General features: G+C 72.2%; 11 protein-coding genes. 7 read left to right on the top strand and 4 right to left on the bottom strand.

Annotated features, from left to right (window positions below; all coding sequences use genetic code 11):
* The first annotated feature begins 83 nt into the window (after positions 1–83).
* From AB0N16_RS01970 to AB0N16_RS01960, 3 genes are all read left to right on the top strand, one after another.
* Positions 84–635, top strand: a complete 552-nt coding sequence (locus AB0N16_RS01970; protein ID WP_365792023.1) for a DUF1707 and FHA domain-containing protein — start codon at positions 84–86, stop codon at positions 633–635.
* Positions 636–795: 160 nt separating this feature from the next.
* Entirely contained in the window at positions 796–2,121 is a 1,326-nt protein-coding gene (locus AB0N16_RS01965; RefSeq protein WP_365792021.1) for a M14 family zinc carboxypeptidase, read from the top strand.
* Positions 2,118–2,534 (top strand): SSI family serine proteinase inhibitor, encoded by a 417-nt coding sequence (locus tag AB0N16_RS01960; protein WP_365792019.1) that lies wholly within the window; start codon positions 2,118–2,120, stop codon positions 2,532–2,534. Before AB0N16_RS01965 ends, AB0N16_RS01960 begins: the two co-directional genes overlap by 4 nt.
* Before the next feature lie 54 nt (positions 2,535–2,588).
* Here AB0N16_RS01960 and AB0N16_RS01955 read toward each other — a convergent pair whose 3' ends face one another.
* The 3 genes from AB0N16_RS01955 to glgX form a co-directional block, all read right to left on the bottom strand.
* Complete coding sequence (locus AB0N16_RS01955; RefSeq protein ID WP_365792759.1) at positions 2,589–3,842, bottom strand: M14 family zinc carboxypeptidase; 1,254 nt, start codon at positions 3,840–3,842, stop codon at positions 2,589–2,591.
* Positions 3,843–4,184: 342 nt separating this feature from the next.
* Positions 4,185–6,587, bottom strand: a complete 2,403-nt coding sequence (gene treY / locus AB0N16_RS01950) for a malto-oligosyltrehalose synthase (protein WP_365792017.1) — start codon at positions 6,585–6,587, stop codon at positions 4,185–4,187.
* 161 nt (positions 6,588–6,748) lie between these two features.
* Entirely contained in the window at positions 6,749–8,857 is a 2,109-nt protein-coding gene (gene glgX / locus AB0N16_RS01945; RefSeq protein WP_365792015.1) for a glycogen debranching protein GlgX, read from the bottom strand.
* 196 nt (positions 8,858–9,053) lie between these two features.
* On the opposite strand from glgX, the gene AB0N16_RS01940 reads away from it, so the two are divergent.
* The 4 genes from AB0N16_RS01940 to AB0N16_RS01925 all read left to right on the top strand — a co-directional run bounded on the left by AB0N16_RS01940 (position 9,054) and on the right by AB0N16_RS01925 (position 13,429).
* Positions 9,054–9,869 (top strand): Tat pathway signal sequence domain protein, encoded by an 816-nt coding sequence (locus tag AB0N16_RS01940; protein WP_365792013.1) that lies wholly within the window; start codon positions 9,054–9,056, stop codon positions 9,867–9,869.
* 76 nt (positions 9,870–9,945) lie between these two features.
* The gene (locus tag AB0N16_RS01935) at positions 9,946–11,262 is read left to right on the top strand and encodes a copper amine oxidase (RefSeq protein ID WP_365792011.1); all 1,317 of its coding nucleotides are present in this window, start codon (positions 9,946–9,948) and stop codon (positions 11,260–11,262) included.
* Positions 11,263–11,364: 102 nt separating this feature from the next.
* Positions 11,365–12,606: an SAV2148 family HEPN domain-containing protein gene (locus tag AB0N16_RS01930; protein ID WP_365792009.1), complete on the top strand. Its 1,242-nt coding sequence runs from the start codon at positions 11,365–11,367 to the stop codon at positions 12,604–12,606.
* A gap of 103 nt (positions 12,607–12,709) precedes the next feature.
* Positions 12,710–13,429, top strand: coding sequence for a 3'-5' exonuclease (locus AB0N16_RS01925; protein ID WP_365792007.1), 720 nt, complete (start codon positions 12,710–12,712; stop codon positions 13,427–13,429).
* 133 nt (positions 13,430–13,562) lie between these two features.
* Here the strand turns inward: AB0N16_RS01925 and AB0N16_RS01920 are convergent, their stop codons facing one another.
* Positions 13,563–14,426, bottom strand: coding sequence for an aminoglycoside phosphotransferase family protein (locus AB0N16_RS01920; protein WP_365792005.1), 864 nt, complete (start codon positions 14,424–14,426; stop codon positions 13,563–13,565).
* Positions 14,427–14,557: the final 131 nt, after the last annotated feature.

Genomic DNA, 14,557 nt, shown 5'->3' with positions numbered 1-14,557 from the left:
GGGTGTCGCCGTACGTACGCGCGCCCGACGGCCGTTTCCCCGTTTTCTGGACACCCGGGGTTCACTGACCCAGAATCGGCAATGTGACGTCGTCCTTCGAGTTCAACACCTATCCCGCGCGGCTGTCCGACGCGGAACGCGAGAAGGCGCTGAGTGTGCTGCGCGAGGGCGTTGCCATGGGACGGCTGTCGCACGACACGTTCGTGCGCCGCATGGAACTGGCGCTCGCCGCCCGCCGCGTGGACGAACTGGCCGTACTCACCGCCGACCTGCCCCAGGAGAGCCGCTTCGCGCGTGTGCTCCTCGGCACCGTCGAGGCCGTCTCCGGATTCACGGTGCGGCTGCGCCGGGCCTGGCAGGCCGAGCGGCTGCCCAAGCTGCTGCTGCCGCACCCCGGCACCGGGCACCCGCTGCGCATCGGCCGCGACCCGGCCAGCGGGCTGCGGCTCAACCACGAGACGGTCTCCCGCGTGCATGCCGAACTCCGCCGGCAGGGCGGCCTGTGGGTGCTCAGGGACCTCGGCTCCACCAACGGCACGACGGTGAACGGCCGCCGGGTGATCGGCGCCGCCGTCGTCCGTGAGGGCGACCAGATCGGCTTCGGCCGGGTGTGCTTCCGGCTCTCGGCCCACTGAGTTCGCGCCTTCTCCCACGTGGCTGAAAAACGTTTGTCCGTCGCGGTGTTGACGTACCCCCCAAGTCGTGACTGACTGTGCGTACTCCATACACATCTGGTGAACCGACGGCACAGCATCGTGGAGGTGTGCCCTGCCGCCCCTCCACCGCTTTCCGTCCGTGGACGAGCTGTCCTCGCGCGCGGCCGCACTGGTCGCCGACCACCCCCGGGACGCCCGGCTGCACCGGATCGGCACCTCTCGCGCGGGCACTCCGCTGTGGCTGCTTTCGATCGGTCACGGCAGCCGGCACGCCCTCGTCGTGGCCGGCCCGCACGCCAACGAACCCGTCGGCGGCGCCACCGTCCTCCGCCTCGCCGACCGGGTCCTGGCCGACCCCCGGCTGACCGAGGACGCCGACGTCACCTGGAACCTGCTGCTGTGCCTGGACCCGGACGGCTCGCGCCGCAACGAGGGCTGGCTGGCCGGGCCGTACACGCTGGGCCACTACTTCCGGAACTTCTTCCGGCCCGGCTTCCTGGAGCAGCCCGAATGGCTGCCCGACGGAGCCGACGCCGCCACGCTGCCCGAGACCCGGGCACTGCTGGACCTCCAGGACGGGCTGCGGCCCTTCCTCCAGTGCTCGCTGCACGGTGTGGACGTCGGCGGCGGCTTCGTCGAGCTGACCGATGACCTGCCGGGCCTCGCCCAACGCCTCGCGCACACCGCCGGCCGGCTCGGCATCCCCCGCGAACTCGGCGCCTACGACGCCCTGTACTGGCCCACCCTGGGCCCGGCCGTCTACCGGGTGCCGCCGCCCCGCCGAGGCGACCTGGCCGCCGCCATCACCGAGGCGGCCGTCGAGTCCACCTGGTTCCATCCGCACCGGCACGGCACCGTCACCGCGATCGTCGAGGCGCCCATGTGGGGCGTGGCCGCCGTCCAGGACAGCGCACCGCCCGCCGACCGGGACGCCGCGCTGCGCGCCGTCAGCCGGACCCTGCGGCACGACACCGGCCTGCTGGAGGGCGTCCTGACCCGGATCCGGCCCCAGTTGTCCGGCGCGCCGGACGCGGCCCGGCTGCTCGCGCCGGTGGACGACTACCTGCTGGTCTGCCCGGGTCTCGCCGACGCCTGGGACCCCGGCACCGACGCCGGCAGTGCCCGCCCGCTGCCCCCGCTCAGCACCGCCCATCTGGCCGCCCTGGGGATCGCCGGGCGCCGGCTGGTCCTGCGTGCCGCCGGGCTGCTGCACCGGCTGCTGCGCGGCACCGGCGACGACCCGGCCGGTGCCCTGCCCGACCTGGACCGCCTGATCGACACCTGGTGCGCGGACTACCACCAGGCCTTCGGCGCGCGCTGGATCCCGGTCGCACGTCAGGCCGAGTACCAGACGCGCGTGGTCCTGAGCGCTTTCGAACTGGCACAACGCCATGCGCGCGTGCGTGCTCGTTCGGGTGAGTCGGGCTGGGGCGCGGACGCCGTCGTGCCGATGCACCGGGAATGACCCCTCTGATCAGAGTGACAGCGACCGGCGGTGCCCTGCTGGCGGCAGCCGCCCTCCTCGCCGCCGGACCGGCCCAGGCCGCACCCGGCGCCACCGACGGCGGCGACTACCTGTACCTGACCGTCGCCAAGGGCGACAGCCGGTCCGGCGACACGCCCGGCACGCTGCTGCTGTGCGACCCGCCCCAGGGGCACTCCCGCGCGGCCGACGCCTGCGCCGAACTCGACATGGTGGGCGGTGACATCGCGCGCATCACGCCGGTCAAGAACGCCATGTGCCCGATGGTCTACGCCCCCGTGACCGCGCAGGCGCGCGGGCAGTGGAACGGCCGGCCGATCGAGTACCACGAGACGTTCTCGAACTCATGCCAGATGGCGGCCCGTACCGGGCCGGTCTTCGCCCTCGACAGCTGACCCCGAGGGCGGCGTGCGGCTCCTGGGGGGCTCCACCGGACAGGCCCCAGATCCTCACGCCGCCCGCTCACGGGCGTGCCGCGCGGCCGCCAGCACCGTCCGGGACTGATGTTCCACCTGGCGCTCCAACGGCACCCAGCGGGCTTGGAAGCGCTCCCCGTAGGCGTCGCACCAGGAGGCCACCAGCTCTTCCAGCCGTGGCACCGCACGGTCGTCCGCCTCCCGCAGCACCCGCAGCAGCATCGACGCCGCCCGCAACGGCAGCCGCCGCCCGAAGGCGTCCACGCTGCCGACGTACGCCATCGTGGTGTCGATCGGCGGCCGGCGGATCCAGTCCTCGGCCAGTCCGGGGATCAGGCCCAGGGCCCAGCGGGCCGCCCGCAGCAGCGGGCCGTCCAGGAGGCCGTCCAGCCGGGGCAGCGCCTCGGTCAGCACCCGCTCCACCTCCCGCGAGTCCCGCAGCAGCCGGCCCGCCAGCCGGCGCATCGCCGCGGCCGGCGCCGGATGCGGTGCCGGGTCGTCGACCAGGTCGCTCGCCCACATCGGCACCTCGACCACCGCCGTCAGCCCGCCGTAGCGGTGCGCGTGGTACCAGGTGCTGTGCCGTGCGTCGTCCGGCATGCTCGGGTACGCCACCCCCGACCCCGGTCCCGGCATCACCCGGACCCCGGGACCGGACGCCGGCCAGCCCGCGGCGTCCGAGGCACCCGTCTCCACCGGGATGTGCAGCTCCGCCGCGGACTTGGCGAACGGTTCGGCGAGCCCGGGCACGTCCTTCGTCAGCTGCACCCAGCTGCCGCCCAGGTCGGTGCCGTGCAGGGTCACCTGGAGGTACGGGCGGAGCTCGTCGATCACCCCGAGCAGGGCCAGGGTCTCGGGCGGCAGCCGGTCCGGGGGCAGCACCGACGGCGACCACTCCGGCTGTTCGGGGCCCGCCGGGCGGTAGAAGCCGTGGTGGTAGTCGAGCAGGCTGCGCGGTGCCGGGGTGACGTGCAGGCTCGCCCCGTCCGGGTCGGCGCACAGCAGGAAGTGCCAGGAGGTCTCCGCCCGTAGGTCCCGCTCTTTCAGTACCCGTTCGGCGAGCACCTGGAGGGTGCCGCCCCCGGTCGGCTCGTTGGCGTGGGCGCCCGCGACCACCAGCACCGCCCGCCGGGCGTGCCCGACGGACAGCAGGTGCAGGGGTCTGCCCGCGCGGGAGACTCCGATCTGCCGCAACGTGCACAGGCCGGGCCGGTGAGCGGCCAACGCCCGGGCGTTTGCGATCAGTTCGGGAACACTGGGGTAGCGCAGCTCCGGCAGGAGACTCACCCCCGACTTGTCCGCCCGGCTTCGCATTCCCCAGTCCCGCACGGCATAGGTGAACTGTCAAGAACCTCCCGGGGGAGGCTCCAGGGGGCGCCCAGGTGCATGTGCCGTCGGCCGACGGGGCGGTTGGCGCCGGCGGGGGTGCGAAGCCATTACGGGGCGCGGAACGGCTCCGCGCGCCTTTACGGACGCCGCAGGCGCCCGACGAGTTTCGGCAACCCCCCGACCCGGCCACATATTCACCCGTACGAGTGAATATGCCCCTCGGTGGCCTCGCTGGCCTCGGTGGCCTCGGTGGCCTCGGTGGCCTCGGTGGCCTCGGTGCCCTCAGTGACCTCGGTGCCCTCAGTGACTGTCGTCCTCGTCGTCCGCGCCGTCCGCGCCGTCCACGTCACCCCCGCCGTCCACCCGCTCCAGCAGCGCCACCGGCAACCCCTCGAAGAGCACGTCCACGCGCGCGTGCCCCGTGAACTCGCGTTCCGGCGCCAGCACGTCCGCCCACCGCCCCGGCGGCAGCGGCAGCACCGTGTCCCGCCAGCCGCCCGCCGCGGCCAGCCGCAGCGACAGCAGGGTCACCGCGGTGACCACCTCCCCGGAGCGTGCGAACGCCAGACAGTGCCCCGCGGCCGGGCCCTGGGCCGTCAGCGGCGCGTACGTCGCCGTAGCGCCGAAGACTTTGGGGCGGCGCGCCCGCAGCCGCAGCGCCGCCGCCGTCACCGCGTCCTTCTCGCCCGGGTGCTCGGGCGGGAAGGCGACCGGCCGCCGGTTGTCCGGGTCCACCAGCGCCCGGAACTCCCCCTCCGTGCCCTGGTAGACGTCCGGCACACCCGGCATCGTCAGATGGACCAGAGCCGTGCCGAGGACGTTCGCCCGGACGTGTGCCGCCAGCGAGGCCCGGAAGGCCGCCACACGCTCTCCTGGTGCCCCGCAGGGGCCCGCCGCGACGAACGAGGCCACCGCCTCCTCGTACGGCGGCTCCTGCTCCGTCCAGCTCGTGTACAGGCCCGCCTCCCGCACATGCTTCAGCAGGGCCCCCTGCACCCGCTCCGGGGCCGCCGGGCCGAGCCCGAACACCGTCTGCCAGGCCGCCCACGCCAGCTGCGCGTCCGGTACGCCCGCCCCGTCCCCGGTCACCTCGGTCAGCACGTCCGCCCAGCGCTCCGGGCACTCCGTCAGCACGGCCAGCGCCGCCCGCACGTCGGCACTGCGCTTGGTGTCGTGCGTCGTGACCACCGTCCCGGTGAGCGGCCAGTCGCGCTGCACGCGCGCGCAGTACGCGTGGAAGTCGTCGGGGGAGACGCCCGGACTGCCCGGAGCACCGCCCACCTCGGTCGCGGACAGCAGTGGCACATAGCGGTAGAACGCCGTGTCCTCCACGGACTTGGCCCGCAGCGCCGAGGAGGTCTGCGCGAACCGCGTCCGGAACTCCGTGGGCCCGGGCCCGTCGTCGTCGCCCGCCAGCAGCAGCCCGCGCACCACGTCCACCGCCCCGCCCTCCTCGGGCACCATGAAGGCCGACCTCGCCTCCTCGGCGGCCCCCTCGGTGACCACGGCGGCCGCGTCACCGGAGGCGTACGGCCGGTACACCCGCATCCGCACCAGCAGCTCCTCCAGCGCGATGCGCAGCGCCCAGGGCGCCCGGTCGCGCAGCGCGGGGTCCGGCGAGGTCGCGCACACGCGGGCGGCGGCCCGGGTCAGCCGGTCCGTCTCGGCCGCCAGCTCGTGCGTGAGCACCTTGTAAGCGGCCCGCCGCACGGTCGCCGCCCAGTCACCGCCCCGGTCCGTCTGCGGGGCGGCGAACCGCCGGTAGCCGTCGAGCAGTTCACGGGCGCCGACGGGGTCCGTGAACAGGCCGTCCACCTGCCGCAGCGCGTCGTACCCGGTGGTCCCGGCGACCGGCCAGGCGCCGGGCAGCCGCTCGCCGTCGGCCAGGATCTTCTCCACGACCGTCCAGCGCCCGCCGGTCGCCTCGTGCAGCCGCGCGAGGTAGTCGTCCGGGTCGGCGAGCCCGTCGGGATGGTCGACGCGCAGTCCGTCCACCACCCCCTCGTGCAGCAGCTGGAGGATCTTCGCGTGGGTGGCCTCGAACACCTCCGGGTCCTCCACCCGCACCCCGATCAGCTCCGAGATGCTGAAGAACCGCCGGTAGTTCAGCTCGGTCCGGGCCAGCCGCCACCACACCGGGCGGTACCACTGGGCGTCCAGCAACTCCGGCAGCGGCAGGTCCGCGGTGCCCTCCCGGAGCGGGAAGGCGTGCTCGTGATAGCGCAGCACGTCACCGTCGACCACCAGCTGCCCGAGCACCTCGCCGACCGGGCCGCCGAGCACCGGCACCAGCAGCTGCCCGCCCTGCGCCTCCCAGTCGACGTCGAACCAGCGCGCGTACGGCGAGCTGGGGCCCTCCCGCAGGACCTCCCACAGGGCGTGGTTGTGCCGGGGGGACATGGCCATGTGGTTCGGCACGATGTCCACGACCAGACCGAGACCGTGCTCCCGCGCGGTACGCGCGAGCGCGCGCAGCCCCTCCTCGCCGCCGAGTTCGGCACGCACGCGCGCGTGGTCGACGACGTCGTAGCCGTGCGTGGAGCCCGGCACGGCCTCCAGGACGGGGGAGAGGTGCAGGTGGGAGACACCGAGCGAGGCGAGGTACGGCACGGCGGCTTCGGCGGCCGAGAAGGGGAAGCTGGGCTGGAGCTGGAGGCGGTAGGTGGAGGTGGGCACGGTGGCGGGGATTCGCTCGGCTGTCATGGAGACCTACGTACCCGCCCCGCCGGATTCTCTGTCAACCGGTGCGGGACCGCGCCCCGAAGGGGCGCGGGACTGTATGCCCCTGTGCGGCTCCGTCCGCGTGGGCGCGACAAGCCCCCACCGGCCCGCACCCGTACAACGGCCCATCGGAGCGCGCATCCCTACGCCGGCCTTTTCAGAACGGTCAGGCTCCGCCCCACCAACGTCAGGCGTGTCCCGCCGTCCACCTTCGGCCCGGGGGGCACCGGCTCCGCGCGTGCCGTGTCCACCACCACCTCCCACTGCAGGCCGTGGTTCACCGGCACCAGGAACTCCAGCGGATCCGGTGACGCGTTGAACATCAGCAGGAAGGAGTCGTCGGCGATCCGCTCCCCGCGGGTGCCGGGTTCCGAGATCGCGTTGCCGTTGAGGAACACCGTCAGGGCCGACGCCTGTGCCGACCCCCAGTCCTGCTGGGCCATCTCGTGGCCCTCCGGAGTGAACCAGGCGATGTCGGACAGCTCGTCGTGGGTGCCCTCCACCGGGCGGCCGTGGAAGAAGCGGCGGCGCCGGAAGACCGGGTGCTCCTTGCGCAGCCGCGCCATCGCGCGCGTGAAGGCCAGCAGGCCGCCGTCGTCCTCGGGGTCCGGCCAGTCCACCCAGGACACCTCGTTGTCCTGGCAGTACGCGTTGTTGTTGCCCTGCTGTGTGCGCGCGAACTCGTCGCCGTGGCTGATCATCGGCACGCCCTGGGAGAGCATCAGCGTGGCGACGAAGTTGCGCATCTGCCGCTCGCGCAGCTCGAGGATCGCGGGGTCGTCGGTGTGCCCCTCGACCCCGCAGTTCCAGGAGCGGTTGTGGCTCTCGCCGTCCCGGTTGTCCTCGCCGTTGGCCTCGTTGTGCTTGTCGTTGTACGACACCAGGTCGTGCAGGGTGAATCCGTCGTGGCAGGTCACGAAGTTGATGGAGGCCAGCGGGCGGCGGCCGTCGTCCTGGTAGAGGTCGGAGGAGCCGGTCAGCCGGGACGCGAACTCCGCGAGTGCGCGCGGCTCGCCGCGCCACAGGTCGCGCACGGTGTCGCGGTACTTGCCGTTCCACTCGGTCCACAGCGGCGGGAAGTTGCCCACCTGGTAGCCGCCCTCGCCCACGTCCCAGGGCTCGGCGATCAGCTTCACCTGGGAGACCACCGGGTCCTGCTGCACCAGGTCGAAGAACGACGAAAGGCGGTCCACCTCATGAAACTGCCTCGCCAGCGTCGCCGCGAGGTCGAAACGGAAGCCGTCGACGTGCATCTCGGTGACCCAGTACCGCAGCGAGTCCATGATCATCTGAAGGACGTGCGGGGACCGCATCAGCAGGGAGTTCCCGGTGCCGGTCGTATCCATGTAGTAGCGGGGGTCGTCGGTCAGCCGGTAGTACGACGGGTTGTCCAGGCCCCGGAAGGACAGCGTCGGGCCCAGGTGGTTGCCTTCGGCGGTGTGGTTGTAGACCACGTCCAGGATCACCTCGATCCCGGCCTCGTGCAGTGCCCGGACCGCCGACTTGAACTCCAGGACCTGCTGGCCGCGGTCGCCCCAGGAGGCGTACGCGTTGTGCGGGGCGAAGAAGCCGATCGTGTTGTAGCCCCAGTAGTTGTTCAGCCCCATGTCGACCAGCCGGTGGTCGTTCACGAACTGGTGGACCGGCATCAGCTCCAGCGCCGTGACGCCCAGCTCCGTCAGGTGTTCGATGACGGCCGGGTGCGCGAGACCCGCGTAGGTGCCGCGCAGCTCCTCGGGCAGTCCCGGGTGGCGCATGGTCAGGCCCTTCACATGGGCCTCGTAGATCACCGTGTGGTGGTACTCGGTGCGCGGCCGCCGGTCGTCGCCCCAGTCGAAGTACGGGTTGATCACCACCGAGGTCATGGTGTGCGGGGCCGAGTCCAGGTCGTTGCGCTTGTCGGGGTCGCCGAAGTGGTAGCCGTACACCTCCTCGCCCCAGCGCACCGACCCGCTGACCGCCTTCGCGTAGGGGTCGAGCAGCAGCTTCGCCGAGTTGCAGCGCAGCCCTCGTCCGGGGTCGTACGGGCCGTGCACCCGGAAGCCGTAGCGCTGCCCGGGCATCACCCCCGGCAGGTACGCGTGCCGGACGAAGGCGTCGCTCTCGCGCAGCTCCACCGCCGTCTCGGAGCCGTCGTCGTGCAGCAGACACAGCTCCACTCGGTCCGCGGTCTCCGTGAACACCGCGAAGTTGGTCCCGGCGCCGTCGTACGTGGCACCGAGCGGATATGCCTCTCCAGGCCAGACCTGCATGAAGTCGACTCTTCCAGGTGTGTATTGCGCGCGGGGGCGCCTTGGTCATGAGTCTGCCCGAAAGTAATGGAACCCCAGGTGACTTACACCCCTCTTACCCGGCGACCAGTGCACACAGTGGCCCATGTGGCCAAGTGTGCCGAACCAGTGGGGCAAACACGTACTCCCTGTGACCAAGGGGGAGTAGGGGGAAGATGTGCGCAAGATAGTGCACCGCCATCTGGGCAAAGTGGTGGCCGGTGCGGGCTTGGCGGTCGCGGGGACCGCCGTGATGGTCGGGATCACCCTGCCGGGTACGGCGGGGGCGGACGACTCAGGAGGGAGCGACGGGACCGGCACGGTCGCCGCGCAGCAGGCGGGACAGGGCACGGGCGCCGTCAAGCCGGGCGTGGTGGAACAGGCGCCGGCCGAGGGGAAGAAAGGCACGGGCAGTGACCCGCTGACCGACGACGAGACCAAGCGCGTCGAACAACTCGCTCTGACCAGGCAGATGTTCAACGCCGGGGAGAACGTCGAGGGCCGGCGCGGCCCGGAGCGGATCAGCGTCGACCTGGCCGAGCCGAACGCGAACGAACTGGACGCCACGAACGCGCCACGGCGCGCGGACGTGACGTTCTACGACTACCGGGACGACAGCCTCGTCACCCGGACCGTCAACCTCGACACCGGCAAGGTCGAGCAGACCACCACCCGGCAGGGTGTCCAGCCGCCGCTCAGCCACGACGAGAACGTCGAGGCACTCCAGCTGCTCGTCGCCGACCCGCTCGGCGCCGGCCTGAAGGCGGACTTCAAGGACGCCACGGGCGAGGACCTCACCTCCCCGGAGCAGCAGCTGCTGCTCAACAGCGCGGTGTACCGCGCCACTGAGGGCGCCCAGCCGGCCGCGCTCGACAAGTGCGGCGAACACCGCTGCGTGCGGCTCTTCCCGAAGGTCAAGAACGGGCCCTGGATCGACGCCCGTTCCCTGATCGTCGACCTGAGCGCCCGCAAGGTCGTGAAGCTCGGCCGCTGAGCCGCCGGTTCCGTTCGCCTTTCCCGAACGCCTTCTCCTTTTCGACTGCATCTCCCGTACGAGGAGTCACTTCGTCATGCACCCGAACAGAATCCGCCGCGCCCGCCGGACGGCCGCCGTGGGCCTGTCCGTGGCCGCGCTGGCCGCCGGCGCGACCACCGCGGCCGGACCCGCGGCCGCCCAGCCCAAGCAGGCCGCCGCGCCCGCCGCCGACTGCTCCGCCGCCTACCGGATCGAGCAGAAGCTCTCCACCGGCACCACCTGGCGGATGTGCTGGCGCTACGACAGCAAGGCCGGGCTGGTCCTGGAGCACATCTCCTACCAGCCCAAGGGCGAGTCGGCCCCCATCAAGGTCCTCTCCAGCGCCCGCCTCGCCCAGATCGACGTCCCCTACGACGACGGCAGCGTCGAGTACGACGACCTGACCGGCTTCGGCTTCGCCCAGGGCCTGGTGCCGCTCGACACGGCCGAGTGCCCCGGCGGCACCATCAAGACCGTCAAGGTCCCCGACGCCTGGGACCCTGCCCACCCGAACGTCAACGGCCTGTGCACCACCACCCGTTCGCGCGGACACGCCTACCGGATGCAGGCCGACACCGGTAACCGGGTGTACCAGCAGCAGGGCAAGGACCTGCTGGTCTACACCGTCAACAAGGTCGGCTGGTACGAGTACATGACCGAGTGGCGGTTCCAGGACGACGGCACGGTCAACATGAACGTCGGCGCCACCGGCAGCCTCTCCCCGGGCGACTACGACGCCGGCGACGGCCGCGGCTGGCCGATCGGCAAGGGCGCCCACGCGTACGCCACCAGCCACAGCCACAACGTCTTCTGGAAGCTGGACTTCGACCTCGACGGCTCCTCCAAGAGCCGCATCGAGCAGTACGACTCGGTGGTCAGCGCGCCCGCGCACGGCCAGCAGGCGCCCACCAACAAGACCACCCGCACCAACGTCACCAAGGAACTCGCCGGTGACTACAAGAACATGCGCTGGTGGCGGGTGGTCAGCACGGCCGGCAAGAACAAGGACGGGCACGCCCGTTCGTACGAGATCGTGCCGGGCGCCAGCAACAAGTACCCGGGTCACGGTTTCACCAAGCACGACGTCTACTTCACCCAGTACGACAAGTGCGAGCTGTTCGCCAGCAACAACCCCGGCTGCGCCAACGGCCACCCCAAGACCGTCGACCAGTGGGTGAACGGGCAGACCCTCACCAACCCCGTGGTCTGGGTGAACGTCGGGTTCCATCACATCGCGCGCGACGAGGACCAGCAGCCCATGCCGGTCCACTGGCAGGGCTTCTCCCTCGCCCCGCGCGACGTCACCGCTATGAATCCGCTCACTCCTGCCGCCCTCGCTGATCAGAACGGACAGCCCGGAAACGGTAGTTGAGAAACGACCTGTCCATCCTGCTGCACCGCCGACCGCTCCCGGAGTACCCTTCCTTGATCGTTGGCACAGGGAGAGCTCGGGGGAGCGGAAGGCGGTGCACGGGTGGGCTCGGGAGGCCTGGAGCTGCCCCCTGGTGACGAGGGTCACGAGGGGAACTCCACAGACGTCCCGCCCGGCGCGGTGTCCCTGGCCCGGCCGATGGACGCCTCGGGCTCCATCGGTCCGGAGTTGGACTGGGACGCCGACGCCTGGCTGGAGGTGCGTACGCGCGCCCAGCGGGCCGGCCGTGCCTACATCTGGCTGAACCTCGTCGAGCAGCGGCTGCGGGCGGTCGTGGCCGCCGTGCTGCGCCCCATCTACGAACCCGTCCACGGCGACGAGTGGGTGGTCGCCGCGGCCGGGCCCGCCGGTCAGGAGTGGGTCCAGCGGGCGGTCGCGGTCCGCGAAGTCAGCCGCCGCAAGGGCTACTTGCTGGACCCGGCCGACGACAACGTGATCAGCTTCCTGACCCTGCCGCAGCTGCGCGAGCTGATGGTGCAGCACTGGCCGTGCTTCGAGCCGTACTTCGACGAACGCCGGGACGTCGAACTCGCCCTCGACGAGCTGGAGGTGACCCGCAACGTCGTCTCCCGCAACCGCGCGCTCTCCGAGGCCGTCCTCAACCAGGCCGAACGGGCCTCCGCCCGGCTCCTGGAGATGCTCGGCACCGGCGGCGACGTGCCCTCCGCGCGCCGGCTGCCGGTGGACGCGGTGGAGGACCTGGTGGGCGACCGCTACGCGGACGTCGTCGCCGTCCACCCCGACCGGGTCCGGCTCATGCGCCAGTTCCCGGCCGAGGACCTCTTCGGCGGCGCCCGCCGGCTGGACGCCATCGGCATCGGCCTCAACCTGCTCGTGCAGAACTTCTCCGGCCGCCGCCTGCTCCGGCTCGCCGAGACCGGCTGCCGAGTCCGGCTGCTCTTCCTCAACCCCGCCTCCAGTGCGATCAAGCGCCGCGAGCGCGAACTGGGGATGAAACGGGGCGAACTCTCTCGTTCGGTCGAGATGAACATCCTCCACATGCGCCGGGTCCGCTCCCGGCTGCGCGACCCGGGCGCCTTCGAGATCCAGGTGTACGACGACACCCCCCGCTTCTCCGCCTACCTGGTCGACGGCGACGGCGCCGACGGTGTCGCCATCGTCCAGTCCTACCTGCGCGGGGCGCGGGGCATGGAGTCGCCGGTGCTGGTCCTGCGCAACGGCGACAAGGTGGTCAAGTCGGACGACGTCCTGGAAGCGGGACTCTTCCCGACCTACCGCGAGGAGTTCGAAATGGCTTGGGCGGATTCGCGCCCTGTGTCCTGAAGGTGGCCGCGACGGCAAGTGGAACGCGGTCCTCTGATTGTCAGTGGCGCATGCGAGGGTGGAGACCACTGGGGGAAAGCACCACCAAGAAGGGGGACCGCCCATGGGCTGGCACCAAGAGCTCCTGATCGGCTTCGATCTGGAGACGACGGGTACGGATCCGCGCGAGGCGCGCATCGTCACGGGCGCCGTGATCGAGGTCAGGGCCGGGCAGGAGCTGGGCCGCCGCGAGTGGCTGGCGGATCCGGGCGTGGAGATCCCGGCCGACGCGGTGGCCGTACACGGCATCAGCAACGAGCGGGCGGCGGCCGAGGGCCGGCCCGCCGACCAGGTCGCCGACGCCCTCGCGGACGTCCTCACCGGGTACTGGAAGACAGGCGTCCCGGTCGTCGCCTACAACGCGACCTTCGACCTCACCCTGCTGGCGGCGGAACTGCGTCGGCACGGCCTGCCGTCGCTCTCCGACCGCCTCGGCGGCTTCGACCCCGCACCGGTCATCGACCCGTACACCATCGACCGCTGGGTCGACCGCTACCGCCGCGGCAAGCGCAACCTCGAAGCGGTCTGCGCCGAGTACGGCGTCATCCTCGTCGCCGCCCACAACGCGTCGGCCGACGCGTTGGCCGCGGCACGCCTGGCCCGCGCGATAGCCGACCGCCACCCGAAGATCGCGGCGCTGGGGCCGGCGGAGCTGCACCGGCGCCAGGTGGAGTGGTACGCGGAGTGGGCTGCGGACTTCCAGAGCTTTCTGCGCCGCAAGGGAGAGGCCGGCGCGGTGGTGGACGGGGCGTGGCCGCTGCGGGAGCCGGCCGACGTCGTCTGAGCGCGGGGCTGGCTACGTAGTTCTTTTACCGCGGGCCGGTGGGGGCTGGTCGCGCCCACGCGGCGGTAGCCGCACACCCCATACAGCCCCGCGCCCCTTTGGGGGCGCTGGGGCGCTCCACAGCGGCCGCGGCTCAGAAGGGGTACCACCGCACCGACTCGTCGCCGTCCCGTAGCGACGTCACCCGGCGCTTGAACTCTGTCAGCGCCTTCGGGTTGCTCGGTGCGTGTTGGGCGACCCACGCGCAGCTCGCCGTCTCCCGGGCGCCGCGCAGCACGCCGCAACCCTCCCACTCCCGCACATCCCACCCATAGGCCTCGACGAACGAGTCGTAGGCCCCGGCCGGCAAGCCGTACCGGTCCCGGGAGAGCGCCATGACCACCAGGTCGTGCTCGCGCAGGTCGGACGAGAAGGTCTCCAGGTCGACCAGTACCGGTCCGTCCGGGCCGACGTGCACGTTGCGGGGCAGCGCGTCCCCATGGATCGGTCCCGGAGTCAACCGCGGTGTCAGCGCGGCCGCGGCCGCCGCGAAGCCGTCCCGGCGCTCGCGCAGATACGCCGCGTCGGCGGGGTCGATCGCGTCGCCGGCGAGCCGCAGCCAGCGGTCCACACCGCCCAGCAGTTCACGGGGCGGCAACGCGAAGGGAGGAGCGGGGAGTGCGTGCACGATCCGCAGCAGTTCGGCCAGATCGCGCGGCTCGGCCGGCCGTACGGGATCCGCCAGCCGGTGCCACACGGTCACCGGGTGGCCGTCCACGAGCCGCGCCTTCGGCTCGGCGGCCCGGACGGCCGGGACGCCCGCCTCCGCCAGCCACCCGGCGATCTCCAGCTCACGCCGGGCCCGGTCAAGGAGTTCGGCGTCCCGGCCCACCTTCACGACCAGGTCCCCGGCGCCGAACACCGCGTTCTCGCCCAGGGCGAGGAGCGGGGCGTCAGCCGCCGCACCGGGCAGCACACCCGCCGCGGCCAGTACGTCCCGCGCCCTTGCCTCGTCCATCGTCCGCCTCCGTGTCCGCTCCCGGTGCCCGCGCCCGCGGCTGTGCGGGTGCACACGGCGCCGTCTTCCAGCCATCCGCCGGCCAGTCTCGCATCCACGGAGGTCGCGGCGCGTGCGCGGTGCCTTGACGG

Origin of the sequence: Streptomyces sp. NPDC051105 (genome assembly GCF_040682795.1) — a bacterium.
Lineage (GTDB): Bacteria > Actinomycetota > Actinomycetes > Streptomycetales > Streptomycetaceae > Streptomyces.
This window is presented reverse-complemented; position numbering and strand designations above follow the sequence as displayed.